The following is a 25,916-nucleotide window of genomic DNA, read 5'->3' as shown; positions in this document are numbered from 1 at the left end:
AAAGTGATTGACTCTGACGCCGGTTAGTCACCGCCATTTTAGTGGACGGAGTTCAGCTTGTGGAAAACCCAATTCACCCCTAGGGCTGCCGCGCTCTGGGGCTGTGGTTAGATCTTTGTGAACATTCTGATCCAATAATCGCGATTCTGATAACAAAAAAAGGGAGCGTTTGCTCCCTTTTTGACCAGTCAAAAAGTTGACGTTATGGCTGGCGGTTGAGAATGATTTCCATCTCATCCATCAGGCGGTTCATGCGGGCAAATATCGCTTCATAGGGTGCCGCGGTGGCCAGGTCGACACCGGCGCGCTTCACCAGATCGTAAGGGTAATCACTACCACCGGATTTCAGCAGGGCCAGGTAGCGATCGTAGGCGGCGCGGTCGCCACTGAGCACTTCATCGGCAAAGGCCGCCGAGGCAGCGATGGAGGTGGCGTACTGGTAGACGTAGAAGTTGTAGTAGAAGTGCGGCACGTAGGCCCACTCAATGCCGTAGTCTTCGTCGATGGTCATCACCCCCTGGTCATGGCCATGGTAGCGGCGCAGCAGGTCGAGAAACAGCGCTGAGGCTTTGGTGTCACTCAGGGGCTCACCGGACTCGACGGTTTCGTGAATGGCCCGCTCGAACTCGGCGAACATGGTCTGCCGGAAGAAGGTGCCGCGGAAGGTCTCCAGAGTCTGGCCCAGGAAGTACAGCTTTTCGGCGTCGTCCTTGGCGTTGGCCAGGGCATAGTCGGTCAGCAGGTGCTCCTGGAAGGTGGAGGCGATCTCGGCGGTGAAGGTGGCGTAGGCGGCAGTGGAGTAAGGCTGGGCGCCGTTGGCGAACACCGAGTGGTTAGCGTGGCCCCACTCGTGGGTCAGGGTCGACACCGATGAGTAGTCGTCGTTGTAGTTCATCAGTACATATGGATGAACGTCGTAGGCGCTGCCACTCATGTAGGCACCGGAGCGCTTGCCGGTTTTAGGATAGGTATCCATCCAGCGCTGCTTCAGGCCGATGCGAATGTTGTTGACGTAGCTTTCGCCCATCGGCGCCAGCGAGTCCAGCATCATCTGAATGCCGGTGTCGATGGGGTAGCTGCGGGTGGCTTTGACCACCGGGGTGTAGATGTCGAAATACTGCTGGTCTTCCAGCTTCAGCAGGCGGGCCCGCAGTTTCAGGTAACGCTGCAGGGTATCGAGGTTGGCGTTGGTGGTGTCCACCAGGGCGTTGTAGACCTCGACCGGAATGTTGTCCTGTGCCAGAGCCGACTCCAGGGCGCTGTCATAATGGCGGCTCTGGGCATTGAACACGTCCGCTTTGACGTTGGCGTCCAGCATTGAGGCGATGGTACGGCGGTACTGGCTGAGGGTACCAAAGAACTGATCAAACGCCTGCTGGCGTACTGCCCGATCACCATGGCTGCGGTACTTGGCGTAGTTGGCCTGGTTCAGGGTGACGCTGTCACCGTCGAGCTCCACCTGTGGCCAGGGCAGTTCGGCGTTGGTAAAGGTGGCGTAGCTGGAGTACGGGCTGCCGGTCAGGGCACCGGTGGCCGCCATGATCTGCTCGGTTTGCGGGCTCAGGGTGTGATCCTTGGCCCTGAGGATGTCCTGCAACGGGAAGCGGTAAGGCTGCAGCCGCGGTTCCTGTTTGATCATCGCTTCGACGCTGGCGTCGCCAAGCGCGATAAGCTCCGGCTTGATGAACGCGCTGACCTGATCGAACTGATTGGATAACATGTTCATCGACTGGCGTTTTGCGCCGTTGTCGGAGTTACGGAGATCGGTGTCGGCATTAAGGTTGGCATACACCGACAGTTGGGATAGGGTTTTGGCCAGGTCATAATAGAGATCCAATGCGTCGGCCAGTTGACCGGCACCGCTGCCCAGTTGACCTTTAAACTGGGCCAGCTGCTGCATGTCCCGGGTCAGAGTCTCTTTCTGTTGCTGCCACTGCTGCCAATCTGTATACAAAGGCGTCAGATCCCAGTTTTGCTGGGAATCGCTGCTGGCGACCGCGGTGGTGCCACCGGCGCACGCAACCAAAAAGGTTGCGCAAATTAATGATTTTTTAAACATTCTTTGTCCATATTATCGTTATGGTTACTGGAATGCTGAGATTACCACGGTCGGTGTGCGGCCACCACTGAGTCCCGCCCAGGCTGTGACTGGCATGGGCAATAATTGCATAAGGAACAGCGATGAGCATCAAGATGTCGCCTAAGCAACAGGTTCTGGCGTTGCTGGATCAATGCCTGGCCACCGGCGTTCGCGGCCGGGTACAGGCGGTGATCAAGCAGGCGATAGCCGACATCGAAGGCCAGAGCAGCCAGCGAGGCTATCAACACGCCGACAGCGACATCAACGAGGCGGATTACCCTGGCCTGATCTTTAAAGTGGGCAAGCACACCCGTCGCTGGGTGTACCGATACACTCCCGAGGGGGCCCGCAGTACCCGCCAAATGACTCTGGGCTACTACCCGCAGATGGATCGGGCCGCCGCGATTGCCGCCTGGGAGGCACAACGCCTCGCCCTGACGGAGCCGCCGCAGTCCGAGCCGTCGCTGACCCTCAATCAGGCCATTACTCGGTACATCGACCACTATGGGCGCCAGCACCGGCCCCAGTGGCGGCGGGAGCGTCAGCAGCTGGAGCGTTGGCTTGGCGATGAACTGGGAGAGCTGGCGGCGGACAGCCTGAGTCCGGATCAGGCTCTGCAGGTGGTTCGGCCACAGGAGAGCGGTGCCCGACAACGGCTGGCGTTGATGCGCCGCTTCTACCGGGTGGGGCGGGGCTTGTGTGACGAAGTGGAGCAGGGCTGGTTACCGCCGACCCTGGCCTGTCCCTTTGAGCAGATTCAGGTGGCCCGGAGTGAGCGTCATACCGCTCAGATTGGCTGGCCCCACGTGGGTCGATACCTGCGACAGGTCAATGCCCTTGACGATAACGATCCGCTCAAGCTGATTCTGCAGCTGCAGTTAACCAACCTCGGCAGCTTTGCATTTTGGTGTCAGCTGAAATGGGAGGGCATCGACTGGCAGGCCGGATGGGCTCAGGTGGGCCAGGGTAAGGAGATGAAAGTGATGCCGCTATCGGCGCCGACCCTGGAGCTGTTAAAGCGTCGTCAGCGCAGTGCCGGACCCAGCGCCTGGGTGTTCCCCAGCCACAGCGATGGCGACAAAGCCGTGCCACACCATTACCCAGCAAAACTAATGCAAAAGATGAGGTCCAGCCTGGGCCTTCCGGACCAGTTTACTGCCAGTGGCCTGGAGCGGCTAAGCCGCCACTGGCTGGCAGAGCAGGGTAAGGTGGTCGACTCGCCGCGCTGGCCGCAGTCTTCCGGCAGGCCGGTCAAGGCGGTTTTGGAACAGCACAATGACTGTTTGATGCTGTGGGTCAAAAGGCTACACATCCAAAGGCGAAGTGATTGATTACCGGGGCTTAAGGGCGCTTTTTTAAGGTTTTACCAAAATTACGCCATGTAATCGATATTGTAACCATGTTCTTACTTGTTGGGTTTTTGGTTGATTTAAGGTGAGCGCTCAGGTTTAACGCGGTGAGAGCTGATCGTGACACAGAAACGGCTATAACCGGGTTTGCACGGGCAGATGTTCGAATCTGCTGAGCATAGACAAGCGGCGAGTACCACTCTCACCCGCCTGCCTGACTGTCCCGGCTGGCACCTTTGCCGGTGACGATGACGGTGATCATTGTTGGGCGACCTGGCTCGGTGTCGACCCGGGGATGCCGGCGCCTGGACAACGGCCGGTTGGCCGGACTGTGAGATGCTCCATTTATTTCCATTCAATACGAATTAAAAAGGCTAATGCTTTGGTTGGGGGAGGTTGTTGGCCGGCGGGTGGGATTCGATGAAATGACCATTGGTGTTTTTACCGGCATTTGTTACCGTGGTGTGTATTGCCGAAAAGCTAATATAATAATTATTAGATGTTTAATGGATCGCCTTTTTATGACCGCAATTTTCATCCAACGATCGCATCAACTCGGACACCAGGGGATTCGGGATCTCAGTGAGAAGATGGCTCATGATCTGCAACGCCAGTATCAGATTCGCTGGCAGTGGCAGGGAGAGCGGATGACCTTTCGCCGCATGGGCGCCAGGGGCATCCTGGTTCCCGAAGCGCAACTGGTGACACTGGATATGAAACTGGGACTGGTGCTGATCCCGGTAGCGCCGATGATCCGCCAGGGGATTGAAGAGACCCTGGATGGTCTGCTTATTTAGATGCCTAGTTTGATTCTGCTCAATTTCCAAAGACTGATTAGAATGCTCCTTCTAATAACTTCGCTTACGGTAGAGGTGAAAAGACAATTTAAACCGTAGTGGAGGCACCATGTTAAAAAAACTGTTTGGTTCAAAAGCAACCGCTGATGTAGACGCTCAGGAAGCGCTGTATCGCAAAATCTGGTTGGCCGGTCTGGGCGCGTACTCTAAGGGCGCCGAAGAGATTGGTCAGTTGTCTGAACGCGGCTTTGGCTTGTTTGACGAGCTGATGGAACGCGGTAAGGAGTTGGAATCTTCGACTGTCGAGAAGGTGTCCGAAGCCTCAACCCAGACCAAAGAGGCGTTTGAGTCTCAGTTGCACAGCCAGGTTCAGAAGGTAACCGGGTTGGAGGTGGAACAGCTGGATGAGCTGGAAACCAAGATTGATCGTCTGACCGCGCTGGTGGATAAGATGGCTGCTGAAAAAGCCGCTGCCGCCAAGGCCGCCAAACCCGCACCCGCCAAGGCAGCCCCGAAAGCGGCCCCAAAGGTAGCCGCTAAGCCTGCGGCCAAGACGACCCGTCGTACCACCACCAAATCTGCTTGATAACCGGCGAATAAGGAGCACAGTATGAACAATGAACTTCATGGAATCCCCCCTGTAGAAGGCGTAGATAACGAACAGCTGGCACGCAACATCTGGTTGGCCGGACTGGGCGTATACAGCCGCAGTGTGGAAGAAGCGAAAGATCTGGAAGGCAAGTCCAGCGATCTGTTTGAGCGTCTGGTAGAGCGCGGTCGCGAGATCGAGTCCAACACCAAGCAGCGCGTTGAAGACAACCTGGATCGCGCTAATGAAGAGGTAGAAGCCCGGGTCCACAACCTGTTCTATCGCCTCAGTGGTATTCACCCACGCCAAATCGACGAGCTGAATGCGAAAGTAGACAAGCTTGCCGAGGCAATTGAAAAGCTGGCCAAGTAGGTGTCAGCTCCGAGGAGGGCCTAATGGCGTCACTGTCTTTATCTGAACTGGTGTTCCTGCTTTTTGAAAGTGACTCGACACCGCTTCATGTGTCAGGACTGATGCTGTTTCGTCCTCCTGTCGATCAACCGGACTTTGCCACCACCCTGCACCAGCAGATGGTTCACGCCGGCCCGGTTGCCCCGCCTTTTGATCGCGTGATCACCAGCAACCGCTTCGGACTGCCTAAATGGCGCAACGCCGAAGAGGTGGAACTGGGTTATCACGTGCGTCTGTCCAAGTTACCCAAACCCGGTGATAACGATCAGTTGCTGGAACTGGCAGCGCGAATTCACAGTTATTGCCTCGACCGCAGCCGGCCGTTATGGGAGCTGTGGATCATTGATGGTCTGGCCAGCGGTGAAGTGGCCATCGTGGTTAAGTTCCACCATGCCCTGACCGACGGCATGCGCGCGGTGCAACTGCTGGAACGCAGTTTTGCCGTCAGTGAGCAGCGGGGTCACCTGGTGCCGTTCTGGCAACTGGGCGATACCATCAGTGATGACAATGAAGAAGAGTTCTCCAGCGTGATGTCGGTGCTGCAGCCGTCATTCTGGCGCAGACAGCTGAAAGTGGGCTTTGACAGTGCCCGCCTGTTGGCGATGGCCAGCGCCGGTCGGCTGAATCTGATTGATACTCCGATCAAACTGCCGTTCAGCGCGCCCAGAACCCCCTTTAATCACCTGGCGCCCGGTCGGGCCAAGCAGGTGACCCTGGCCAGTCTCAGTGACGCCAGAGTGAACCGGTTGGCGCTGCTGACCGGTGCACAGAGTGACGATGTGATTCTGACTCTGTGCGACATGTCACTGCACCGCTATCTGCAGCAACACAATTGGCAGGAGAGTGACCCTTTGGTCGCCATGGTGCCGCTGCGGGATCACGACACCGGCGCGCGATTGCATATGATCTCCGTCGGTCTGGTGGAACTCGGGGGCGCCTGGATTGATCCGCTGGAACGCCTTGCCCAGATTCAACGCACTCACCAGGGGATTCGCCGCCAGACTAACCGTACCAGCCTGAAAGCCTATAATCGTTATTCGGCGGTCATTAACGTGCTGTCGCTGATGGTGGCCCGGTTTGATGATCAGCAGTATCTGCCGCCGGCGGCTAACATGCTGATCACCGAGGTGGATGCCAGCCACACCTCACTGACGTTTCAGGGCGCCGAACTGGTGGCAACCTACCCGTTGTCGTTGTTGATGCCCGGCCAGACCCTTAACATGACGCTGCTGCGCTACGGCGGCCAGCTGCACTTCGGTCTGGTCTGCTGCCGCCATTCGCTGCCGGGGTTTGAAGCCTTTGGCGACTACCTCGAACAAAGCCTGGATGAGCTGGAAGCGACGGTGATTGGAAACCTTTCCCGGCGCCTGAACTCCTTGGCCAGTTAAGGGAACTGAATGTCTAGTTGGCGGGCTAAAGCACTGAATAAGGTGTTGTACCGGGCGATTCGAAGTCGCCTTGAACGGTGCAACGACATCCTCTCTATGCGAGGCGTCATTGCCGGCCTGGATAATCTCAACGCCTACATCGGCAGCCCCACCAATCTGGAGTTTATCGACGATCAGCTTAACGGTGTCCCTTGCCAGTGGATCGTCAAAGGTCGGCCCGCCGGCGACAAGGTGTTGCTCTATTTTCACGGCGGCGGTTTCTGCTTCCGCTCTCCCAAGGTGCACAACGCCATGTTGTACCACCTGACCCGCACAACCGGCTCCCGTGGGGTGATGGTTAACTACCGCCTGGCACCGGAGTTTCCTTTTCCAGCAGCGACATCGGATTGCTTTAACGCCTACAAGGCGTTGCTGGATCAAGGCATTGCCCCGAATAAGATCATCATTGGCGGCGACTCTGCCGGCGGCAATCTGGCGCTGACGACCATGCTCAAGGCCAAGGAGAAGGGGGTGGCGCAACCTCTGGCGGCGCTGCTGTTTTCTCCGGCGCTGGATCTGACCATGAACACCCAGTCCGGCTTTGTGATGCGCAACGAAGACCCGTTTTTTGATTTGGGCAGCCTGATGCTGCTGCGCAACAGTTACCTCAATGGTCACACCCCCTGCGACCCCATGGCATCGCCCCTGGCGGCGGATCTGACTGATCTGGCCCCGATCATGGTGCACGTGGGCAGTGTAGAGATTCTTTTGGACGACTCGGTGCGGCTGGCCAGTAAGGTCCGTCGCCTGGGGGGGGAGGCAGACCTGACCATCTGGCCGGGTCTGCCTCATGTGTTTACCCTGTTCTACCAGCTTCCGGAGGCCAAAGAGGCGATCGATCGCTGTGGCCGTTTCATTGAGCGCTGTCAGCAAAATTAAGCTGGCGCTTTAGGTAGGGGCTGACCAGAGACATCAACCGGTTGGCGCCGGTTCGTACCATCTCCTCCTCCTCCTTCTCCGGCCCCAGGGTGGTTTCAAAGCACAGCCAGGACAACCCCAGCAGAAACAGGTTGTCGGCCAGTTCAAACCGTTGTTGGGCGCTCATCTCCACCAGGTTTTTTTTCTGCAGGGCAGAGAGGCTGTGGGCGGTAAAGTTACGCAGCTGTTTAATCAGCCTCTGGTTGCCCCGGTGGCCAACGGCGCTCTGCTCGATGGCCTGAAAGTCGAGGAACAGGAATCGATAGTGCAGACACACCCGCAGCAGCGAGTTGAGAAATACCCAATACTCCTGTTCGCTGATCGCCTCCAGATCCAGGCGGGCCAGCAACTTACCCACCGCCAGTTCACACTCCTTGAACAGCTGGGCAATGACCTCCTCTTTGCCTTTGTAGTGGTAATAGAGGTTGCCGGGACTGATCTCCAGCTCGGCAGCGATGTCCAGACTGGTGACGTTGCCAGAGCCCTGGTGGTTAAACAGGGCCAGGCTGGCCTCCAGTATCCGCTCCCGGGTGCCCATATCAGGCGGTTTCCCTGGTCAGTTGTTGTTGTTGAAGGTAATCACGCTCGGAGTTAGCCATCCTCTCAATCTCATCGCAGACAAAACGGGTCAGCTTGTTGCCGATAAAGGGCAGGGCACTCTTTAGCTGCAACTCGACGTAATTGGCGCAGCCACTGTCGGTAGGAGCGAAGTGCTGGGTGCCGGTGATCTTGATGGGCACCCCGACCAACTCCACCGTCATCTGGCAACGGTAGTGGTCACCGTCGAAGCGCCACTCCTCGGCTTGTTTGGCCACGTTGCGGGCGCCGAGCAGGCGCTTGAGTACTGCAGGGACGTTACTCTCCACTTCCCGTTTTGTGGACAGCTTCAGGCCGCCGTCATCCGGCGTCAGGGCGGTGACCCGCACGTTATCACAGTCGATGTCGCTGTACTTCTGGGTTATCAGGTCCGGCTCGCTGAAGAAACGAAACAGTTCCGCGGTGGTGCAGCTGTACAAATGGGTCATTGCAAGTTTCATTGTATCTCCTAAAAGTGGATGCCTCTGAGCATCGCAGCCAAACCAATCATCTGTTGTTGCTCGGTGTAATTCAGTCTGTCTTCGTGAACCTCCCCGGATTCCGGGAACATGCGATAGAGCATGTTCATGCTGATCTCTGCCAGGCGTGGCGACAGTGCGTGCAGCACGGCGCCAAAAATGCCCAGTTTGGTGGCGATGCGTTTGGGCCGGTGCACCACCGCCTGGGCGATGAGTTCGGCGGCCTGCTCTGAGCTGAGTGTGGGCACCGCTTGATACAGCTGGGTGGGGGCACTCATGGGCGTGTCCACCAGCGGCATGTTGATGGTGGTGAAGCGTACGCCGCTGTCGGAATACTCGGCGGCGGCGCAGCGACAGAAGGACTCCAGGGCGGCATTGGAGGCCACATAAGCGCTGAAACGCGGCGCGTTGGTGAGTACGCCGATGGAGGAGACATTGATGATGTGCCCCTGCTGCTGCTCGGCCATCGGCCCTATCAGCCCGAGAATCATCCTCAGGGCACCAAAGTAGTTGATCGCCATGGTACGGTGATAGTCGTGAATCCGATCCACCGATGCCGCCACCGACCGCCGTATGGAGCGCCCGGCGCAATTGATCAGCACATCGACCTTGCCGTGGCGGGACAAGATGGTTTGCAGAAGGGTGTCGGTCTGTGCCTCGTCGGTGAGATCGCACAGGTAGCACTGGGCTTTGCCCCCCAGCTTTTTCACTTTCTTCTGTACCTGCTGCAGTCGCTGTTTGTCGCGCCCGATCAGCAGCAGCTGGGCGCCGGAGGGGGCCAGTCGCTCGGCGCTGGCTTCGCCAATTCCTGAGCTGGCACCGGTGATGACGACGGTTTGGTGCTGCAACCGGTGCTTGAGCTCGTCGTCGAGAAACAGATCCGGATCCAGTTCCCGTTCCCAGTAGTCCCACAATCGGTTGGCGTAGCTGGCCAGATCCGGGCAGCGGATCTGGTGGGCATCGAGCAGACTGCGGGTCTTCTGGTTGTCAAACCGGGTTGGGTAGTTCAGCAGGGCCATCAGATCCGGTGGAATGCCATAATCGGACAGAATGCGCTGACCGAGCTTCACCAGTGGCGGGTATTGCGATGCCAGTTGCAGCCAGGGCTGTGGCAGCAAGCTGGTGAGGTTCATGTTCATCTTCAGGGTCATGGTGGGACCGCGACCGGCCTGGGAGATGAGGTTGAGCACTTCGCCGGCGTGGTAGGGCCGGGGATCGGTCAGGTGGAAACATTCGCCATCCTGATCCGGCAGGTGCATCAGGCAGTCGAGGGCATCGGCGACGTAGTCCACCGGCACAATGTTGATCGGTCCGCCCTCGAACCCGGCCAGCGGGAACCAGCGGGGCAGGGCATCACGCACCTTTTGCAGCAGCTTAAAGAAAAAATACGGCCCCTGAACCCGATTGGCTTCGCCGGTTTCGCTGTCGCCAATGACAATACCGGGCCGGTAGATGCGATGGGGCAGTCCGGTGTGCTCGCGCACCACTTTTTCGCTCAGGTGACGAGACAGGAAATAGGGGTGGGTCAACTGCTCCGCTTCGGCAAACATCTGCTCGTCAAAGCAGCCCCGGTACAGGCCGGCAGCGGCGATGGAACTCAGATGGTGAAAGCACTCCACCTGCAGGGCTTCGGCACAGGCCAGGGCGTGCTCGGTGGCGCTGACATTGGCCTTAACCCGTTCATGGCTATTGTGGCGAAAGTCAGATTGGCTGGCCAGGTGCACAAAATGCACGACCTGTCCCTTCAGGGACTTGGTGTCGCGAGGGCTCAGGCCCAGCGCCGGATCCTTTAGGTTGCCACGAATGGGCAGCACCCGTTCCGTGCCACCCAGTCGGGTTGCGCTCTCTCTCAGTCGATGTTCGGCCTCGTCGTCTTTCACCAGGCAATACACGTTGCCTTCACGGGCCAGCAGGCGTCGCAATAGCTGTTGTCCCACCATGCCGGTGGCACCGGTAACAAAGTAGCTCATCTGGATTGCTCCTTCCTTGACGCAAGAGTGCCCAGGCACTCTCAGATGGCTGTCTAACTTTTCACCTAATTTAACTCTCAGAGTAAATAAGTGCTTGACCAGAATCAATAAAGATCTTGGAAATCGACTATAACCGTTATGAATTACTGATTAACCAACGTTTCTTTTGAGTTGTTGCGGTGTTGCATATTCCAGCGATTAAGTGATTAGCCCGTTGGCCCCGGTATGGGGATGATCTAAGATGGTTCGCTTTTTTTATTTCAGTCTCGAGGAACCACATGGAAACCGCAGCTATCATCAATGGAAAAGAGGTCGCCGATTCTCTGGTCGCCTCCATTGCCACTCAGGTGGCACAACTGGAAGCCGAAGGTAAGCGATTACCGGGGTTGGCTGTGGTGATGGTGGGCGACAACCCCGCCAGCGATGTGTACGTGCGCAACAAAACCCGTCGTTGCCAGCAAGCGGGGATTCTCGGTCAGGAGTTTCGTCTCGATGAGGCCACCACCGAGGCGGATCTGCTGGGGCTGGTGGATCGCCTCAACGACGATCCCGGTGTTGACGGCATTTTGGTGCAGCTGCCATTGCCGGCGCACCTGGATGAGCAGCGGGTGCTCAATCGCATCGCCGTGGCCAAGGACGTGGACGGATTTCACCCTAACAACGTTGGCAAGCTCAGCCTGGGGGACGCCACGGCGCTGGTGCCCTGCACGCCGCAAGGGTGCGTGACCCTGGCCCAGAGTGAGCTCGGAGCGGATCTGTCCGGCAAGCACGTGGTGATTGTCGGTCGCTCCAACATCGTCGGTAAACCGGCGGCGCAGCTGTTCCTGGCTCAGCACTGTTCAGTAACCGTGGTGCACTCCCGTTCGGCCAACGGCGCCGAACTGGCCCGCCAGGCCGACATCCTGGTGGTCGCCGTGGGGCGCCCGGAGATGGTAGGGCCGGATTGGGTCAAGCCTGGAGCGGTGGTGATCGATGTGGGCATCAACCGTACCGAACGCGACGGCAAGGCCAAACTGGTGGGGGATGTGGCATTTGGCCCGGTGGCGCAGCTGGCGGCCGCCATAACACCGGTTCCCGGTGGCGTGGGACCGATGACCATCGCTTACCTGCTTGAAAATACAATGAAAGCCTATGCTATGAATCAGGGTCAACAGGTGTAATTTAGGTTGCCAAGGCGCGCTTTAGTGGCGATCATTGGCGGTAAAACCCCCTTAGGACAACACGGAACAGGTTATGGTTATTCCCGGTTTTGAAGGTCAAGAAGCGACCGAGTTTGCGTTGATTCGGCTGCAGGTTTCATTTGCGGTCGAGCCGGCGCAGGTGCCGTCGCTGGAGCGGTTGCTGGAGAATTACATGGAATCGGCCACGTCGGAGTCCAGTGTGATGTCCAGCCAGTACATCGGCCGCGAGATGCAGCTGGAGCTGAGCTTCTTCGGTGCCGGTCAGAGTACGGTGAAAAGTGAATTGGCCCGGCTGCACAAGGTGGTGCAAAGCCTGCTTAATCCTACGCCGGTATTCACTGTTACCGTAGAAAAGGACTGAATCCCGGCCACCGGCCGGAGAGTCTCAAAGGGAGATGAGCATGAAGCGGGCACTGGTGGTTGAAGGGGGGGCGATGCGCGGCATCTTTGCCGCCGGCGTGCTGGATGCCTTTATCGAGCGCCAGCACTACCCCTTTGATGCCTGTTTCGGCGTGTCGGCCGGATCCACGGCGCTGGCCGCCTACCTGTCTGGCCAGCGGGGCCGGACCCGGGCGATCATCGCCGACTACTCCTGCCGTCCCGAATTCATCAATTTTCGGCGCTTCTTCAGAGGGGGTCACCTGCTGGACCTGGATTGGCTCTGGCCCATCACCCTGAATGAGCTGCCGTTCGATTTCGACGCTTTTGAACGCCGGGCCATCCCGTTGTTGATTGGGGTCACCGAGGTCAGCAGCGGTCGGGGTCGCTACCTGCCCGCCGGACGCGACAATCTGGCGATGCTGATGAAAGCCTCCTGCTCGGTGCCGGTGGGGTACCGCGGCTTTGTGTGTCTCAATGGTCAGGCGTATACCGATGGCGGGGTGGCGGACTCGATTCCGGTGCGCCAGGCCTACCAACAGGGTTATCGGGATCTCACCGTGGTGTTGTCCCAGCCTCTGGGTTATCGCAAACGGCCAAGCCGCTTTCCCTGGTTGCTGAGGTGGGCGCTCAGGGAGCACCCGCAACTGTTGGCGGCCATGGAGCACCGTCATCGGCAGTACAACCAGACACTGGCGTTCATTGCCCAGCCTCCGAAGGACTGCCGCATTCAGGTGCTGGTGCCGCCGCCGGCGTTTGCGGTTGGCCGCCTGACTCGCCAGGCCGAGGCTTTGGCTGCCGGTTATGAGCTGGGCCGTGAGTGTGGTCTGGCCCATCTTCAACGACTGGCCGCCATCGAACCAGTGGCGGCCGGGGCATGACGCCCGCCGGGCCCGAGGTCCTGACCCGCTCCCCCTGGCCGGCGGTGATAGAGGCGATCGGGCAGGCCAGTGGCAGACGCTTTTGCCCTTCAGGGCTGACGCCGGTGGCGGGCGGCTGCATCAACCAATGTTATCGCCTGACCGACGGTCACCACAGCTGGTTTGTGAAACTGAACCACAGCGAGCGCCTGAGTCTGTTTGAGGCGGAGGCCGATGGTCTTAATGCCCTCGGGCGTTTCTCCATACCGTCCCTGACTCTGGGACGGGCGGGGCAACATGCGTTTCTGGTGTTGCCGTTTCTGACGCTGGCGTCCCGGGGCAATGGTTTTGAGGCGGGGCGGACCATCGCCAAGTTGCACCAGGCCGATACCGGACATTTCAATGCTCAGGGCTATGGCTGGCACCGGCACAACTTTATTGGCGATACAGTGCAGTACAACCACTGGCAGCGCAGTTGGGCGCAGTTCTGGTGGCAGTGCCGGCTGCAACCGCAACTGGAATTGGCTGGACAGCGGGGCTTTGGCAGGGCGCTGGCTCCCTATCTGGACGGGCTCGAGGCCGCCAGCGGGACGTTATTGGCCCACCACCAACCGGTGGCAAGCCTGCTTCACGGCGACCTGTGGCAGGGTAATCTGGGCTTCGTCGAAGGCCAGGCGCGGGTGTTTGACCCGGCGTGTTACCTGGGGGATCGGGAGTCGGATCTGGCCATGACCGAATTGTTTGGCGGTTTTGACCCGGCGTTTTATCGCGGTTACGAGGCAACATGGCCGTTGTCACCGGGCTATGAGCAGCGCCGGCCGCTGTACCAGCTGTACCATCTGCTCAATCATCTGAATCTGTTTGGTGACGGTTACCTGGACTCGGTACACTCCGTGCTGCGTCGCCTGCGCTAACGGCCATCAAAAAAAAGGCACCCGAGGGTGCCTTTAGCATTTGAGTCGGCTGACTTACAGAGCCGCCAGCTCCCGCTGCTGCACCAGCTGCAGAAACTCGCTCATCTCAATCTTATACAGCTCGGACAGTTGGCCGATAAACTCCTGATGAGTCCACTCCCGGCTACGCTGGTCGGCTACGGCATCCATCAGCACCTGGGTGTTGTCGGCGTGCAGGGCCACCTCGGTGGATTCCAGCAGGGTGCCGTTTTCGGCATCGAACACCTGCAGGGTCAGTGGCAGCTGGCCGTCGTTCAGTTCCGGGGCAACGAAATGCTCACCCAACCCTTTGGCTTCAAAGGGGCAATCCATCACCAGGCCGTTGCCAAAGTCAAAGGAGAGCAGGATGGCGGGAGCGCGATAGACCACACCCGCCTTGATGCGGTGTTGGCCTTTGCCCAGGACCTGCTCCACTTCGGGGTGGCTCGGTGCTGGAATGGCGATCATGATGCGGTTGATGTCACCGTTGAACAGCTCGGCGGAAGCGCCTTCGGGTGGAATCTTGTTTGGCTCTGTCATTATCGGTCTCGTTGCCCGGTTATCAATGCCGCAAGTGTACCAAAGCCTGAATTCGATAACAGGGAAAATGGTGCCCGGGCAGTGAAGGTTTCTGTTTCTGGATCAACGAATGTGTGATCCGGGCGAATTAATGACCGCTTTGAGTAACTTGGGTGGAGGATGGACTATGCTTAATGCAATTCGACGGAGGGCAGGTCATGCATCAACCGATGAAGTGGGTTAGGGTGTTGGTAGTGATAGGGTCAGTCGGATGGCTTAGTGGCTGCAGTGAAGCCAATCAGGAAAGAGTAGACAGAGCCATGGACAACGCTCAGGCGGCGGCTCGGGTCATTCTGGACAGTACCATTGAGATGGCTCAGGTGTTGTGGCTGGAGGCGCAGTACCTGGGTGAAGATTCGTTGCAGCAGAGCCAGGCGATGACACAAGAGGCTCAACTGGCGTTGGAGCGGTGGCGGCCGCCGCAGTCGCCGGTGGATAAGTACGCCGAGCATGAAGTCGCCCTGGCGAAGACCCAGATCAAGGCCGATGTTACCATCGACCCTGAGTCAGAGCCGGCCCTCAGCCAAGATTAAGCTCCAGGTCAGTTTCCGGCGTGCAGCAGCAGGGCAGAATCTCACCGGGTTTAAGAAAGGCCATGGGAGTGGTCAGATAGCGGACGCTGCCACTCACCAGAGTGGCCTTACAGGCGCCGCAGAAGCCACTGCGGCACTCGCTGTAATGACCGACAGATTCCAGGGCATGGAGCAGGGTGGTGTGGTGATTGCCATGCTCCAGTTCCCGGCCGCCGCCAAGGCGGATTTTCCACAGTTTCAATCGGCTGAACCGTTACAGTTCAAACGAGGAGAACTCGTCCTGGTGGACTTCGTTCTTGATCTGGTTGGTCAGATAGCTGCTGACCTCCACCTCCTGGGGTGCCACCTGTACCGCATCACTCTCCAGCCACTTACTCATCCACGGTAGCGGATTGGAGCGCTTGTCAAAGATCGGTGCAAACCCGAGCGCGCTCATGCGCTGGTTGGTGATGAACTCCACGTAATCTTCGATGATCTTCTTATTCAGACCCAGCATGGAGCCGTCTTTAAACAGGTAGGAGGCCCAATCTTTCTCCTGCTCGGCGGCGCGGCGGAAGATCTCCACCGCTTCGCTGTGACACTCGATGGCGATCTCGGCCATTTCGTTGTCGTCCTGGTTGGTGGCCATCAGGTTAAGCATGTGCTGGGTGCCCACCAGGTGCAGTTGTTCATCGCGGGCGATAAAGCGGATGATCTTGGCGTTGCCTTCCATCACTTCCCGCTCGGCAAAGGCAAAGGAGCAGGCAAAGCTGACGTAGAAGCGCACCGCCTCCAGTACGTTGATGGACATCAGGCACAGGTACAGCTTTTTCTTCAGTTCACGGCGGCTGAGGGTGAACTGCTCGCTGCCTACCTGATGGTTGCCTTCACCAAACTGCTGATAACGCTGGGTATAGTCGATCAGGGCATCGTAATATTTGGAGATGTCGTTGGCGCGTTTCTGAATTTCGCTGTTGGCGACGATGTCGTCGAACACCACTCCGGGATCATTGACGATGTTGCGAATGATGTGGGTGTAGGAGCGCGAGTGAATGGTCTCATAGAACGACCAGGTCTCAATCCAGGTTTCCAGTTCAGGCAGGGACACCAGCGGCAGCAGCGCCACGTTGGGGCTACGGCCCTGAATGGAGTCCAGCAGGGTCTGGTACTTCAGGTTCGACAGGAAGATGTGTTTTTCATGATCAGGCAGGTCGTTGAAGTCGATGCGATCTTGGGTGACGTCCACCTCTTCGGGGCGCCAGAAGAACGACAGCTGCTTTTCGATCAGCTCTTCAAAAATCGGGTGCTTCTGTTGATCGTAACGGGCCACGTTCACCGGATTGCCGAGGAACATCGGCTCTTTCAGCGCGTTGTTGGCTTCCCGTGAAAATGTGCTGTATCTGTGGGTCATAATTTTGTCCTATCCGTGGCAGTGCCCCGCGTTTGCGGGGCACTGGCGGTTAAATCTTACAGGCGCCACCGGCGCAATCGTCGTCGCTGTCCGCTTTGCTCTGGGCGTCGGACTGGCCGTCACGGGTGTTCTGGTAGTACAGCGTCTTCAGACCGTACTTGTACGCCAGCATCAGATCCTTCAGCAGCATGCCCATGGGCATCTTGTTGTCCTCATAGCGGGACGGATCGTAGTTGGTGTTGGCGGAGATGGCCTGGTCGATGAACTTCTGCATGATGCCCACCAACTGCAGGTAGCCGGTGTTGCTGGGAATGTCCCACAGCAACTCGTAGCTGCCCTTGAGGCTGTCGATGCCCGGCACCACCTGCTTCATGATGCCATCTTTGGACCCCTTAACGCTCACCAGCCCTCGTGGTGGCTCAATGCCGTTGGTGGCATTGGAGATCTGCGAGCTGGTCTCTGACGGCATCAGTGCCGACAGGGTGGAGTTGCGCAGGCCGTGCTCAACGATGCTGGCGCGCAGGCCGTCCCAGTCCAGGTGCAGGGGTTCGTCACAGATCTCATCGATGGCGGTTTTGTAGCTGTCGATGGGCAGGATTCCCTGGGAGTAGGTGGTCTCGTTAAAGCCCGGGCAGGCGCCTTGCTCCTTCGCCAGCTCGTTCGAGGCTTTCAGCAGGTAGTACTGAATCGCCTCAAAGGTTTTGTGAGTCAGGTTGTTGCCGCTGCCATCGGAGTAGCGGACACCGTTCTTGGCCAGGTAGTAGGCGTAGTTGATGACGCCGATCCCCAGGGTACGGCGCTTCATGGAGCCGAGCTCGGCCGCCGGCACCGGGTAGTCCTGGTAGTCCAGCAAACTGTCCAGCGCCCGCACCGCCAGTGCCGCCAGCTCTTCGAGCTCGTCGAGGCTGTCGATGGCACCCAGGTTGAACGCCGACAGCGTGCACAGGGCAATCTCGCCCTCGGTGTCGTTAAGGTGTTTCAGCGGTTTGGTGGGCAGGGCAATCTCCAGGCACAGGTTGGATTGCTTCACCGGTGCCACTTTAGGATCGAAGGGGCTGTGGGTGTTGCAGTGATCCACGTGCTGAATGTAGATACGGCCGGTGGAGGCGCGCTCCTGCATCAGCAGGCTGAACAGCGCCACCGCCTTAACGGTTTTGCGGCGAATGCTGCTGTCGGCTTCGTACTGACAATAGAGCCGCTCAAACTCCTCCTGATCGGCAAAGAAGGCGTCGTACAGGCCGGGCACATCCGAAGGCGAGAACAGGCTGATGTTGCCACCGTCCAGCAGGCGCTGGTACAGGGTGCGGTTGATCTGAACGCCGTAGTCCAGATGACGGATGCGGTTGGCGTCGGTGCCGCGGTTGTTTTTCAGTACCAGCAGCTCTTCCGCTTCCAGGTGCCACAAGGGGTAGAACAGGGTGGCCGCGCCACCGCGAACGCCGCCCTGTGAACAGGACTTCACTGCGGTCTGGAAGTGCTTATAGAACGGCAAGCAACCGGTGTGGAAGGCTTCGCCGCCGCGAATCGGACTGCCCAGGGCGCGAATGTTGCCGCCGTTGATGCCGATGCCGGCCCGCTGGCTGACGTAGTTAACGATGGCCGCGGAGGTGGCGTTGATGGAGTCGAGGCTGTCGCCACACTCGATCAGCACACAAGAGCTGAACTGTCGGGTCGGGGTGCGCACGCCGGACATGATGGGCGTGGGCAGGGAGATCTTGAACTTGGAGGTGGCGTCGTAGAACCGCTTGACGTAGTCCAGGCGCGTCGCCTTCGGGTAGTTGGCAAACAGGCAGGCGGCCACCAGCATGTACAGGAACTGGGCGCTCTCAAACACCTCGCCGGTTACCCGGTTCTGCACCAGGTATTTGCCTTCCAGCTGCTTGACGGCGGCGTAGGAGAAGTCCATGTCGCGCCAGTGATCGAGGTGCTCATTCAGCTCATTGAGTTCGTCGCGGCTGTAATCCTGAAGAATGTGCTGGTCATAACGGCCCAGCTCCACCATCTTGCTTACGTGATCAAACAGGTGCGGCGGCTCGAACTGACCGTAGGCCTTCTTACGCAGGTGGAAGACCGCCAGGCGCGCGGCCAGGTACTGGTAGTCCGGGGTCTCTTCACTGATGAGGTCGGCTGCGGCTTTGATGATGGTTTCGTGAATCGCTTCGGTCTCAATGCCATCAAAGAAGTGGATGTGGCTGGCCAGCTCTACCTGAGAGACCGAGACGTTATCCAGATCCTGGGCTGCCCAATAGATCACCCGATGGATCTTATCGAGATCGAGGGGCTCCTTTTTGCCGCTGCGTTTGGTAATGAGCAGATTTTTATTCATCGTTGAGTATCGACGTGCGAATAACACAGTCGCCATGGACTGAAGGCACGTCTCATGTCCTTAATCTAAGTACGTGAGATGTTAATCCCCGGTCAGACCGGTGATCCCCGACGGTAGTGTTCTTTTTTATTATCGGACACTACATGTAGTAGCGCCAATGGGATGATCTACAAGATAAGCTGGTATGGGGGATTTCGCAAGGGTCCAGAATGTGGGCAGATTGTGGGTAACTGTGTGAATAACCGCGCTCGGCAAAAGGGCAGCTTCGTGGAACCTGCACCACCATTGCGCTGACAGAAAATCAACCCCTTTTTTGATAAAAAAAAGGCGCCGGAAAAAAATTTCCAGCGCCGGTTTGTATGGCTAATTTTGAGCCAGATCACGGACCAGATTAAAAAGATCGTCGGGTTGATCGCAACGATGGCTTGCGGGCCACTCCTCCGCCTTGTCTTCAGGGCTAATGTAGCCCCACAGGGCGGCGACGCTGATCATGCCGGCGTGGTTGGCGGCTACCATGTCCCGTTCGGCATCCCCGACATACAGGATCTGCTCCGGGATCACGCCCATCTCGTCGGCGGCCTTTAGCAGCGGCGCCGGGTGCGGCTTGGATACCGGCAGGGTATCGCCGCCCACCAGGCTGACGCTGGCGGCCATGCTGGGCTGGTGTTGCAGCAGCTGCCGGGCCAGGCCTTCCGGCTTGTTGGTAACGATGCCCCAGGGCAGTTGCAATTGCGCCAGCAGCGCCAGCATCCGTTCAATGCCGTCGTAGGGGCGGGTGTGTTCACTGATGTTGTCGGCATAGGCGGCTAACAGCAGTGAGCGCATCGGCGAGATATCGGTACGCTCGAAAGTCTCTTCCCCCAGTGCCGCCTTCAGCAGGCCACGACTGCCGTGACTGGTGTACAGGTAGGCTTGCTCCCGGCTCAGGCCAGGGTAGCCAAACTGGGCCAGGGCGACGTTGGCGGCCTGGCCGAGATCCAGAGCGGTATCCAGCAAGGTGCCGTCTAGATCAAAGAGTAGGGCTTTCACTTCCATGGGTTTCATCTGGTTTCACCGCGTGAATCATGTAGTTGATGTCCATCCGGTTGGACAGTTTGAAGGTTTCCGTAAGCGGGTTATAGAGCACGCCATCGGCATGGGCGACTCGAAGACCGGCCTGTTCGCACCAACGGATCAGCTGGGACGGCCGCAGGAACTTCTTGTAGTCGTGGGTGCCTTTAGGCAGCACTTTGACGATCTGTTCGGCGCCGACGATGGTGGTCAGGTAGGCCAGCGGTGTCTTATTGATGGTGGACAGGTACAGGTGGCCTCCTGGCTTGACCATGGCGGCACAGGCGCGGATCACCGACTCGGGATCCGGAACGTGCTCCAGCATCTCCATACAGGTCACCACATCATAGTGGCCGCCTTTGTGCTCGGCATGGGCCTCGGCAGTGCACAGTTGGTAATTGATCTCCAGTTCGCTTTCCAGCGCATGCAGGCGAGCCACCTCTACCGGCTCTTCGCCCATGTCCAGGCCCGTGGCCCGGGCGCCGGCCTTGGCCATGGCCTCGGTCAGCAGGCCGCCGCCGCAACCGACATCCAACACCTGTTTGCCAAACAGGCCATCGGCATGACGTTCGATGTAACCGGCGCGCAGGGGGTTGAGTTGATGCAGGGGTTTGGAGTGACCTAGTGGATCCCACCAGGTGGTCGCCAGTTTTTCAAATTTGCCGACTTCAACGGGATCAACGTTCGACTGCTGCATTCTCTGTCCTTTTTATCTTGCCTGCAGGGGTTCCGGTGAGATTTTGTGCCGATGCACTAAGCTGCAACCTCAGAACCGATTGAGTGTTGCCAGTATACGCCGACAGGGGTTGAAGAGAAAACCACTAAAGCGGGCGGTAAAAATCAAAATATCTGCTCAAAATTGCATCAGATGCTCTGTCGGATTGGTGAGTTTGGGTGAAAATTGGTCACTTATAAGTTGTTGTTTATCAGGATAAGAAACGCCACTTTCCAATCGCTTTGACTGTGTTAAAATGTCCAATCACCGTTTTTACCGGCTTGGCCGGGGCGACTGGAACCGAGGTTTCAGGGCGCTATTTAGGGACAACATCTGTCTATGACTGATCTGGCTAACGAAATCACGCCGATTAATATCGAAGAGGAACTGAAAAGCTCCTATCTCGATTATGCCATGAGCGTGATCGTCGGGCGTGCATTGCCCGACGTCCGGGATGGTCTTAAGCCTGTACACCGTCGCACCCTGTTTGCGATGAACGGTTTGAGCAACGACTGGAACAAACCCTATAAAAAATCCGCCCGTATCGTGGGCGACGTGATCGGTAAGTACCACCCTCATGGTGACAGTGCCGTGTACGACACCATCGTACGTATGGCGCAGCCGTTCTCCTTACGTTATACCCTGGTCGATGGCCAGGGTAACTTCGGTTCCGTCGACGGCGACTCCGCCGCGGCGATGCGTTATACCGAAATCCGCATGGCCAAAGTGGCCCACGAACTGCTGGCGGATCTGGATAAGGAAACCGTCGACTACGTGCCCAACTACGACGGCACCGAGCAGATTCCTGAAGTGATGCCGACCCGGGTGCCGAACCTGCTGGTCAACGGCTCAAGCGGCATCGCCGTGGGCATGGCCACCAACATTCCTCCCCACAACCTGACCGAAGTGATCAACGGCTGTCTGGCGTACATCGACAACAGCGACGTGACCTTCGAAGAGTTGCTGGAGCTGATCCCCGGTCCGGATTTCCCTACCGGCGGCATCATCAATGGTCGCAAGGGCATCATCGATGCCTACAAGACCGGTCGCGGCAAGATCTACGTTCGCGCCAAGACCAATGTCGAGACCAGCAGCACCGGTAAAGAGTCCATCATTGTCGATGAACTGCCGTACCAGGTGAACAAGGCCCGCTTGATCGAGAAGATCGCCGAGCTGGTTAAGGATAAGAAGCTGGAAGGGATCAGCGGCCTGCGTGATGAGTCTGATAAAGACGGCATGCGGGTGGTGATCGAGCTGAAGCGCGGTGAAGTGCCGGAAGTGGTGCTGAACAACCTGTACGCTCAGACCCAGATGCAGACGGTGTTCGGCATCAACATGGTGGCACTGGGCAACAACCAGCCTAAAGTGTTTAACCTGAAAGAGACACTGGAAGCCTTCGTGACCCACCGTCGCGAAGTGGTAACCCGTCGGACTGTGTTCGAACTGCGTAAAGCCCGCGAGCGGGCCCACATCCTCGAAGGCCTGGCCATCTCCCTGGCCAATATCGATCCGGTCATTGAGCTGATCCGTAACTCGCCTACTCCTGCAGAAGCCCGCGAAGCGTTGCTGTCCCGTGGTTGGGATCTGGGCAATGTGGCATCGATGCTGGAGAAAGCCGGTGATGACGCCGCCCGTCCGGACTGGCTGACCCCCGAGTTCGGTATCCGTGATGGCCAGTACTACCTGACCGAGCAGCAGGCCCGGGCGATTCTGGACCTGCGTCTGCAGAAGCTGACCGGCCTGGAACACGAGAACATTCTCGATGAGTACCGCCAGCTGCTGGAAGAGATCGCCGAGCTGATGCTGATTCTGGCCAGCCCGGAGCGTCTGATGGAAGTGATTCGCGAAGAGCTGGAGGCGATCAGGGCCGAGTACGGCGACGAGCGTCGCACCGAGATCTCCGCCGCGTCCGCCGACATCTCCCTGGAAGACCTGATCACCGAAGAAGACGTGGTGGTGACCCTGTCCCATGCCGGTTACGTGAAGTATCAGCCGTTGAGCGAATACGAAGCCCAGCGCCGGGGTGGTAAAGGCAAGGCCGCTGCCAAGATGAAGGATGAAGATTTCATCGAACGTCTGCTGGTGGCCAACACCCACGACACCATCTTGTGCTTCTCCAACGCCGGTAAGGTGTACTGGATGCGGGTGTTCCAGTTGCCGCTGGCCAGCCGTACCGCCCGGGGTAAGCCAATCGTTAACCTGCTGCCGCTGGATGACGGTGAAGTGATTCAGGCGATTCTGCCGGTTCGTGAGTACGATCCGAGCAAGTTCATCGCCTTCGCCACCGCCAAGGGCATCATCAAGAAGACCGCTCTGGACGCATACAGCCGTCCGCTGTCTTCCGGTATTCGTGCCATCAACCTCAACGACGGCGATGAGCTGATCGGTGTTGACATCACCAACGGTGACGACGAGATCATGCTGTTCTCCGACGCCGGTAAGGTAGTGCGCTTCAACGAGACCAATGTGCGTTCCGTGGGCCGTAACTCCATCGGTGTCCGCGGCATCAGCCTGGATGATGTCGATCGGGTGGTGTCGATGATCGTCCCTCGTGGCGACGGTGCCATCCTGACCGTGACTCAGAACGGTTATGGTAAGCGTACCGACGAAGTCGAGTATCCGGTGAAAGGCCGGGCCACCAAGGGCGTAATCTCCATTAAGGTGAGTGAGCGTAACGGCCCGGTGGTTGGCGCGGTTCAGGTAACGGAAAACGACGAGATCATGCTGATCACCGACGGCGGCACCCTGGTGCGGACCCGGGTGCATGAGGTGTCTCAGGTTGGCCGTAATACCCAGGGCGTGACCATCATCCGAACCCAGGAGGGTGAACAGGTGGTGGGTCTGCAGCGCATCGACGAGATCGAGGAAGGCGAGAGTCTGGTCGACGCGTCCGCCGTGGACGGCGAAGGCAACGACGTTGCCGCCGATGCCGAGGCCCAGCCTCAGGCTGACGCCGACAATGCGGCTGAGGACGCCGGCGAGGAGTAAATTCCTGGCACGGCTTCGACCTGATAACGGACGCTTCGGCGTCCGTTTTTTTATGTCCGCGGCACGGTAAAGGCGGCCCTGTGGCTGGCGGTTATGGGGTTATCTATTATTTTTCATCGCGCTGGCGCCCATGTTGGTGTTAAATGGCTGTTTTAGCAGTTAGGGATTGAGAACAATGACCGTATACAACTTCTGCGCCGGTCCGGCGATGTTACCCACTGATGTGATGGCCAAGGCCCAGGCCGAGTTGCTGGATTTTCAGGGGTTGGGGGTATCGGTTATGGAGCTCAGTCATCGTTCGAAGTCCTTTATGGCGGTGGCCGAGGCCGCCGAAGCCAACCTGCGTCAACTGATGAACATCGGTGACGACTACGCGGTGCTGTTCACCCACGGCGGCGCCCGGGCCCATTTCTCCGCCATTCCTCAGAACCTGGTGGCCGCCGGTGCCAAGGTGGATTACCTCATCAGCGGCCAGTGGTCAGCCGGAGCGGCCAAGGAGGCGGCCAAGTACGCCACGGTCAACGCCATCGACCTGCGCGACGGCGGTGGCCTGGATCTCAGTCGCCTCAACCAGGCGGGCGAGGGTGAGTATCTGCATTATTGCCCCAATGAAACCGTGGACGGGGTGGCGATGTTCGAGGAGCCGGTCACCGACAAGCCGCTGATCGCCGATTACTCCTCCTGCATTCTTGGACGGCACATCGACATCAATAAGTACGGCCTGATCTACGCCGGCGCCCAGAAAAACATCGGTCCGGCCGGGCTGGCGATTGTGATCGTGCGCCGGGACCTGCTGGGCGAAGGTCAGCCGCAGCTGCCGTCGATCCTCAACTACCGGTTGCTGGATGACAACGGCTCCATGTACAACACCCCGCCGACGTTTGCCTGGTACCTGGCCGGTGAGGTGTTCAAGTGGCTGCAGCAACAGGGCGGGGTAGAGGCGATGGCCGGGGTGAACCGGGCCAAGGCGGCCCTGCTGTATGATTTTATTGACAGCAGCACCTTCTACCAAAACCGGGTTCAGCCGAGCCATCGCAGCGAGATGAATGTACCTTTCCAGTTGACCAATGCCAGCCTGGACGGTGCGTTTCTTGCCCAGGCGGAGCAGGCCGGATTAATGGCGCTGAAGGGGCACCGCAGTGTGGGCGGTATGCGGGCCAGCATCTACAACGCCATGCCATTGGAGGGCGTCCGGGCCCTGGTCGACTTTATGAAGCAGTTTGAAAGCGACAACCGATAACTACAAGGGAGAACGTTTTGTCACTTGATCTATTATCTATGGCCAACCCCGGTGTGGATGGCCTGATGCCCTATCAGCCAGGTAAGCCCACCGAGGAGCTGGAGCGGGAGCTGGGGATTAGCGATATCGTAAAGCTGGCGTCAAACGAGAATCCGCTGGGCCTGAGTCCCAGGGCGCGTCAGGCCATCGAGGCCGCCACCGCCGAACTGTGCCGCTACCCGGATGCCAACGGCTACTACCTGAAACAGAAGCTGGCGCAAAAACTCAACTGCGACAGCGATCAGATCACCCTGGGTAACGGTTCCAACGAGGTACTGGAGATCCTGTTCCGCACCTTCGTCGGCATCGGCGATGAAGTGATCTTCGATGCCCATGCCTTTATTGTCTACCAGTTGCTGACCCAGTCCTGCGGCGCCACCGCAGTGAAGACCGCCGCCAAAGAGTGGGGCCATGATCTGGACGCCATGCTGGCCGCGGTCACCGAACGCACCAAGCTGATCTGCATCGCCAACCCCAACAACCCCACCGGCACCTTCCTGGCGCCGCGGCAGCTGGCCGAGTTTATGGCCCGGGTGCCGGAGCGGGTATTGGTGGTATTGGATGAGGCCTACTACGAGTACCTGAAGGCCGACCAGCGTGCCGACAGCATCGGCTGGCTGACCCAGTACCCGAATCTGATGGTCAGTCGTACCTTCTCCAAGGCCTACGGCCTGGCGGGGCTTCGGGTCGGCTATCTGGTGGCCTCTACCGACATCACCGATCTGCTGAACCGGGTGCGGGAGCCGTTCAATAACAACTCGCTGGCCCTGGCGGCCGCCGAGGCGGTGCTGGACGACGCCGACTACCTGGCCGAAGGGATCGCCCTCAACGAGCGCGAGATGGCGCGGTTGCTAGCCTATTTTGACCAGCGCGGCATCCGTTACATCCCCAGTGTGGCCAACTTCATCACCATCGAAGTCGGCGCCGCCGGGGAGATTTATGACGCTCTGCTGAAAAAAGGGGTGATAGTGCGCCCCATTGCGGGGTATGGTATGCCTTCTCACCTGCGTGTCAGCATCGGTCTGGAGTCGGAAAACTCCCGATTTATGGACGCGTTGGACGAGATACTGGCCTAAATGAATTGAACGTTTGAAAAGGGGCCGCGAAGG

The 25,916-nt window shown here is 58.5% G+C and carries 24 protein-coding genes; 14 read left to right on the top strand and 10 right to left on the bottom strand.

Annotated elements, in window-relative coordinates:
• Positions 1-202 precede the first annotated feature (202 nt).
• The gene (gene pepF, locus BLT77_RS13750) at positions 203-2,059 is read right to left on the bottom strand and encodes an oligoendopeptidase F (protein ID WP_090366315.1); all 1,857 of its coding nucleotides are present in this window, start codon (positions 2,057-2,059) and stop codon (positions 203-205) included.
• A gap of 122 nt (positions 2,060-2,181) precedes the next feature.
• On the opposite strand from pepF, the gene BLT77_RS13745 reads away from it, so the two are divergent.
• The 6 genes from BLT77_RS13745 to BLT77_RS13720 all read left to right on the top strand — a co-directional run bounded on the left by BLT77_RS13745 (position 2,182) and on the right by BLT77_RS13720 (position 7,532).
• Positions 2,182-3,411 carry an integrase arm-type DNA-binding domain-containing protein gene (locus BLT77_RS13745; protein WP_090366313.1) on the top strand — a complete coding sequence of 410 codons (1,230 nt, stop codon included), beginning with the start codon at positions 2,182-2,184 and terminating at the stop codon, positions 3,409-3,411.
• A 539-nt stretch (positions 3,412-3,950) separates the two neighbouring features.
• Positions 3,951-4,226: a polyhydroxyalkanoic acid system family protein gene (locus tag BLT77_RS13740; protein ID WP_176819316.1), complete on the top strand. Its 276-nt coding sequence runs from the start codon at positions 3,951-3,953 to the stop codon at positions 4,224-4,226.
• A gap of 109 nt (positions 4,227-4,335) precedes the next feature.
• Positions 4,336-4,812: a phasin family protein gene (locus BLT77_RS13735; protein ID WP_090366307.1), complete on the top strand. Its 477-nt coding sequence runs from the start codon at positions 4,336-4,338 to the stop codon at positions 4,810-4,812.
• 24 nt (positions 4,813-4,836) lie between these two features.
• Entirely contained in the window at positions 4,837-5,187 is a 351-nt protein-coding gene (locus BLT77_RS13730; protein WP_051252613.1) for a phasin family protein, read from the top strand.
• Positions 5,188-5,210: 23 nt separating this feature from the next.
• Complete coding sequence (locus BLT77_RS13725; RefSeq protein WP_090366304.1) at positions 5,211-6,614, top strand: wax ester/triacylglycerol synthase domain-containing protein; 1,404 nt, start codon at positions 5,211-5,213, stop codon at positions 6,612-6,614.
• A gap of 9 nt (positions 6,615-6,623) precedes the next feature.
• Positions 6,624-7,532: an alpha/beta hydrolase gene (locus BLT77_RS13720; RefSeq protein ID WP_090366300.1), complete on the top strand. Its 909-nt coding sequence runs from the start codon at positions 6,624-6,626 to the stop codon at positions 7,530-7,532.
• On the opposite strand, the gene BLT77_RS13715 is transcribed toward BLT77_RS13720, so the two are convergent.
• Genes BLT77_RS13715 through BLT77_RS13705 form a run of 3 tightly spaced genes read right to left on the bottom strand, consistent with a single transcriptional unit; the run spans position 7,507 to position 10,596 of the window.
• Positions 7,507-8,109 (bottom strand): TetR/AcrR family transcriptional regulator, encoded by a 603-nt coding sequence (locus tag BLT77_RS13715; RefSeq protein WP_090366297.1) that lies wholly within the window; start codon positions 8,107-8,109, stop codon positions 7,507-7,509. The two genes, BLT77_RS13720 and BLT77_RS13715, sit on opposite strands and share 26 nt — an antisense overlap.
• A 1-nt stretch (position 8,110) precedes the next feature.
• Positions 8,111-8,608, bottom strand: coding sequence for a DUF2505 domain-containing protein (locus BLT77_RS13710; protein ID WP_090366295.1), 498 nt, complete (start codon positions 8,606-8,608; stop codon positions 8,111-8,113).
• 8 nt (positions 8,609-8,616) lie between these two features.
• Positions 8,617-10,596, bottom strand: coding sequence for an SDR family oxidoreductase (locus tag BLT77_RS13705; protein WP_090366293.1), 1,980 nt, complete (start codon positions 10,594-10,596; stop codon positions 8,617-8,619).
• A 278-nt stretch (positions 10,597-10,874) separates the two neighbouring features.
• Between BLT77_RS13705 and folD the strand changes: the two genes are divergently transcribed.
• From folD to BLT77_RS13685, 4 genes are all read left to right on the top strand, one after another.
• A complete protein-coding gene (gene folD, locus BLT77_RS13700) occupies positions 10,875-11,756 on the top strand; it encodes a bifunctional methylenetetrahydrofolate dehydrogenase/methenyltetrahydrofolate cyclohydrolase FolD (RefSeq protein WP_090366291.1) in 882 nt (293 codons plus the stop codon).
• Positions 11,757-11,829: 73 nt separating this feature from the next.
• Complete coding sequence (locus BLT77_RS13695; protein ID WP_090366289.1) at positions 11,830-12,138, top strand: hypothetical protein; 309 nt, start codon at positions 11,830-11,832, stop codon at positions 12,136-12,138.
• 40 nt (positions 12,139-12,178) lie between these two features.
• Positions 12,179-13,036, top strand: coding sequence for a patatin-like phospholipase family protein (locus tag BLT77_RS13690; RefSeq protein WP_245709951.1), 858 nt, complete (start codon positions 12,179-12,181; stop codon positions 13,034-13,036).
• Complete coding sequence (locus tag BLT77_RS13685; RefSeq protein WP_090366285.1) at positions 13,033-13,929, top strand: fructosamine kinase family protein; 897 nt, start codon at positions 13,033-13,035, stop codon at positions 13,927-13,929. The genes BLT77_RS13690 and BLT77_RS13685 overlap by 4 nt, the downstream gene beginning before the upstream one ends.
• Positions 13,930-13,983: 54 nt before the next feature.
• Here the strand turns inward: BLT77_RS13685 and BLT77_RS13680 are convergent, their stop codons facing one another.
• Positions 13,984-14,487, bottom strand: coding sequence for a hypothetical protein (locus tag BLT77_RS13680; protein WP_090366283.1), 504 nt, complete (start codon positions 14,485-14,487; stop codon positions 13,984-13,986).
• A 299-nt stretch (positions 14,488-14,786) separates the two neighbouring features.
• Between BLT77_RS13680 and BLT77_RS13675 the strand changes: the two genes are divergently transcribed.
• Positions 14,787-15,059, top strand: a complete 273-nt coding sequence (locus BLT77_RS13675; RefSeq protein ID WP_090366280.1) for a hypothetical protein — start codon at positions 14,787-14,789, stop codon at positions 15,057-15,059.
• On the opposite strand, the gene yfaE is transcribed toward BLT77_RS13675, so the two are convergent.
• The 5 genes from yfaE to ubiG all read right to left on the bottom strand — a co-directional run bounded on the left by yfaE (position 15,046) and on the right by ubiG (position 20,522).
• The gene (yfaE, locus tag BLT77_RS13670) at positions 15,046-15,300 is read right to left on the bottom strand and encodes a class I ribonucleotide reductase maintenance protein YfaE (protein WP_425431737.1); all 255 of its coding nucleotides are present in this window, start codon (positions 15,298-15,300) and stop codon (positions 15,046-15,048) included. The two genes, BLT77_RS13675 and yfaE, sit on opposite strands and share 14 nt — an antisense overlap.
• 12 nt (positions 15,301-15,312) lie before the next feature.
• The gene (nrdB, locus tag BLT77_RS13665) at positions 15,313-16,449 is read right to left on the bottom strand and encodes a class Ia ribonucleoside-diphosphate reductase subunit beta (RefSeq protein WP_090366277.1); all 1,137 of its coding nucleotides are present in this window, start codon (positions 16,447-16,449) and stop codon (positions 15,313-15,315) included.
• 49 nt (positions 16,450-16,498) lie between these two features.
• Positions 16,499-18,775, bottom strand: coding sequence for a class 1a ribonucleoside-diphosphate reductase subunit alpha (nrdA, locus tag BLT77_RS13660; RefSeq protein ID WP_090366275.1), 2,277 nt, complete (start codon positions 18,773-18,775; stop codon positions 16,499-16,501).
• A 363-nt stretch (positions 18,776-19,138) separates the two neighbouring features.
• Positions 19,139-19,819, bottom strand: a complete 681-nt coding sequence (locus tag BLT77_RS13655) for an HAD family hydrolase (protein ID WP_090366273.1) — start codon at positions 19,817-19,819, stop codon at positions 19,139-19,141.
• The gene (ubiG, locus tag BLT77_RS13650) at positions 19,785-20,522 is read right to left on the bottom strand and encodes a bifunctional 2-polyprenyl-6-hydroxyphenol methylase/3-demethylubiquinol 3-O-methyltransferase UbiG (RefSeq protein WP_090366269.1); all 738 of its coding nucleotides are present in this window, start codon (positions 20,520-20,522) and stop codon (positions 19,785-19,787) included. Before ubiG ends, BLT77_RS13655 begins: the two co-directional genes overlap by 35 nt.
• 357 nt (positions 20,523-20,879) lie before the next feature.
• Between ubiG and gyrA the strand changes: the two genes are divergently transcribed.
• From gyrA to hisC, 3 genes are all read left to right on the top strand, one after another.
• Positions 20,880-23,528 (top strand): DNA gyrase subunit A, encoded by a 2,649-nt coding sequence (gene gyrA, locus BLT77_RS13645; protein ID WP_090366267.1) that lies wholly within the window; start codon positions 20,880-20,882, stop codon positions 23,526-23,528.
• 175 nt (positions 23,529-23,703) lie between these two features.
• Positions 23,704-24,768, top strand: coding sequence for a 3-phosphoserine/phosphohydroxythreonine transaminase (serC, locus tag BLT77_RS13640; protein WP_090366264.1), 1,065 nt, complete (start codon positions 23,704-23,706; stop codon positions 24,766-24,768).
• A gap of 38 nt (positions 24,769-24,806) precedes the next feature.
• Complete coding sequence (hisC, locus tag BLT77_RS13635; RefSeq protein WP_218126937.1) at positions 24,807-25,883, top strand: histidinol-phosphate transaminase; 1,077 nt, start codon at positions 24,807-24,809, stop codon at positions 25,881-25,883.
• The last annotated feature ends 33 nt before the right edge of the window (positions 25,884-25,916 follow it).

The organism is Ferrimonas sediminum (assembly GCF_900100175.1).
Taxonomy (GTDB): domain Bacteria; phylum Pseudomonadota; class Gammaproteobacteria; order Enterobacterales; family Shewanellaceae; genus Ferrimonas; species Ferrimonas sediminum.
The sequence above is the reverse complement of the archived record's forward strand: the minus strand, read 5'-3'. Positions and strand labels throughout refer to the sequence as shown.

Bases quoted from the DNA above. Each gene is read 5' to 3' on its own strand.
- pepF (WP_090366315.1), bottom strand. From the start codon at position 2,059: ATGTTTAAAAAATCATTAATTTGCGCAACCTTTTTGGTTGCGTGCGCC.
- BLT77_RS13745 (WP_090366313.1), top strand. From the start codon at position 2,182: ATGAGCATCAAGATGTCGCCTAAGCAACAGGTTCTGGCGTTGCTGGAT.
- BLT77_RS13740 (WP_176819316.1), top strand. From the start codon at position 3,951: ATGACCGCAATTTTCATCCAACGATCGCATCAACTCGGACACCAGGGG.
- BLT77_RS13735 (WP_090366307.1), top strand. From the start codon at position 4,336: ATGTTAAAAAAACTGTTTGGTTCAAAAGCAACCGCTGATGTAGACGCT.
- BLT77_RS13730 (WP_051252613.1), top strand. From the start codon at position 4,837: ATGAACAATGAACTTCATGGAATCCCCCCTGTAGAAGGCGTAGATAAC.
- BLT77_RS13725 (WP_090366304.1), top strand. From the start codon at position 5,211: ATGGCGTCACTGTCTTTATCTGAACTGGTGTTCCTGCTTTTTGAAAGT.
- BLT77_RS13720 (WP_090366300.1), top strand. From the start codon at position 6,624: ATGTCTAGTTGGCGGGCTAAAGCACTGAATAAGGTGTTGTACCGGGCG.
- BLT77_RS13715 (WP_090366297.1), bottom strand. From the start codon at position 8,109: ATGGGCACCCGGGAGCGGATACTGGAGGCCAGCCTGGCCCTGTTTAAC.
- BLT77_RS13710 (WP_090366295.1), bottom strand. From the start codon at position 8,608: ATGAAACTTGCAATGACCCATTTGTACAGCTGCACCACCGCGGAACTG.
- BLT77_RS13705 (WP_090366293.1), bottom strand. From the start codon at position 10,596: ATGAGCTACTTTGTTACCGGTGCCACCGGCATGGTGGGACAACAGCTA.
- folD (WP_090366291.1), top strand. From the start codon at position 10,875: ATGGAAACCGCAGCTATCATCAATGGAAAAGAGGTCGCCGATTCTCTG.
- BLT77_RS13695 (WP_090366289.1), top strand. From the start codon at position 11,830: ATGGTTATTCCCGGTTTTGAAGGTCAAGAAGCGACCGAGTTTGCGTTG.
- BLT77_RS13690 (WP_245709951.1), top strand. From the start codon at position 12,179: ATGAAGCGGGCACTGGTGGTTGAAGGGGGGGCGATGCGCGGCATCTTT.
- BLT77_RS13685 (WP_090366285.1), top strand. From the start codon at position 13,033: ATGACGCCCGCCGGGCCCGAGGTCCTGACCCGCTCCCCCTGGCCGGCG.
- BLT77_RS13680 (WP_090366283.1), bottom strand. From the start codon at position 14,487: ATGACAGAGCCAAACAAGATTCCACCCGAAGGCGCTTCCGCCGAGCTG.
- BLT77_RS13675 (WP_090366280.1), top strand. From the start codon at position 14,787: ATGGACAACGCTCAGGCGGCGGCTCGGGTCATTCTGGACAGTACCATT.
- nrdB (WP_090366277.1), bottom strand. From the start codon at position 16,449: ATGACCCACAGATACAGCACATTTTCACGGGAAGCCAACAACGCGCTG.
- nrdA (WP_090366275.1), bottom strand. From the start codon at position 18,775: ATGAATAAAAATCTGCTCATTACCAAACGCAGCGGCAAAAAGGAGCCC.
- BLT77_RS13655 (WP_090366273.1), bottom strand. From the start codon at position 19,819: ATGAAACCCATGGAAGTGAAAGCCCTACTCTTTGATCTAGACGGCACC.
- ubiG (WP_090366269.1), bottom strand. From the start codon at position 20,522: ATGCAGCAGTCGAACGTTGATCCCGTTGAAGTCGGCAAATTTGAAAAA.
- gyrA (WP_090366267.1), top strand. From the start codon at position 20,880: ATGACTGATCTGGCTAACGAAATCACGCCGATTAATATCGAAGAGGAA.
- serC (WP_090366264.1), top strand. From the start codon at position 23,704: ATGACCGTATACAACTTCTGCGCCGGTCCGGCGATGTTACCCACTGAT.
- hisC (WP_218126937.1), top strand. From the start codon at position 24,807: ATGGCCAACCCCGGTGTGGATGGCCTGATGCCCTATCAGCCAGGTAAG.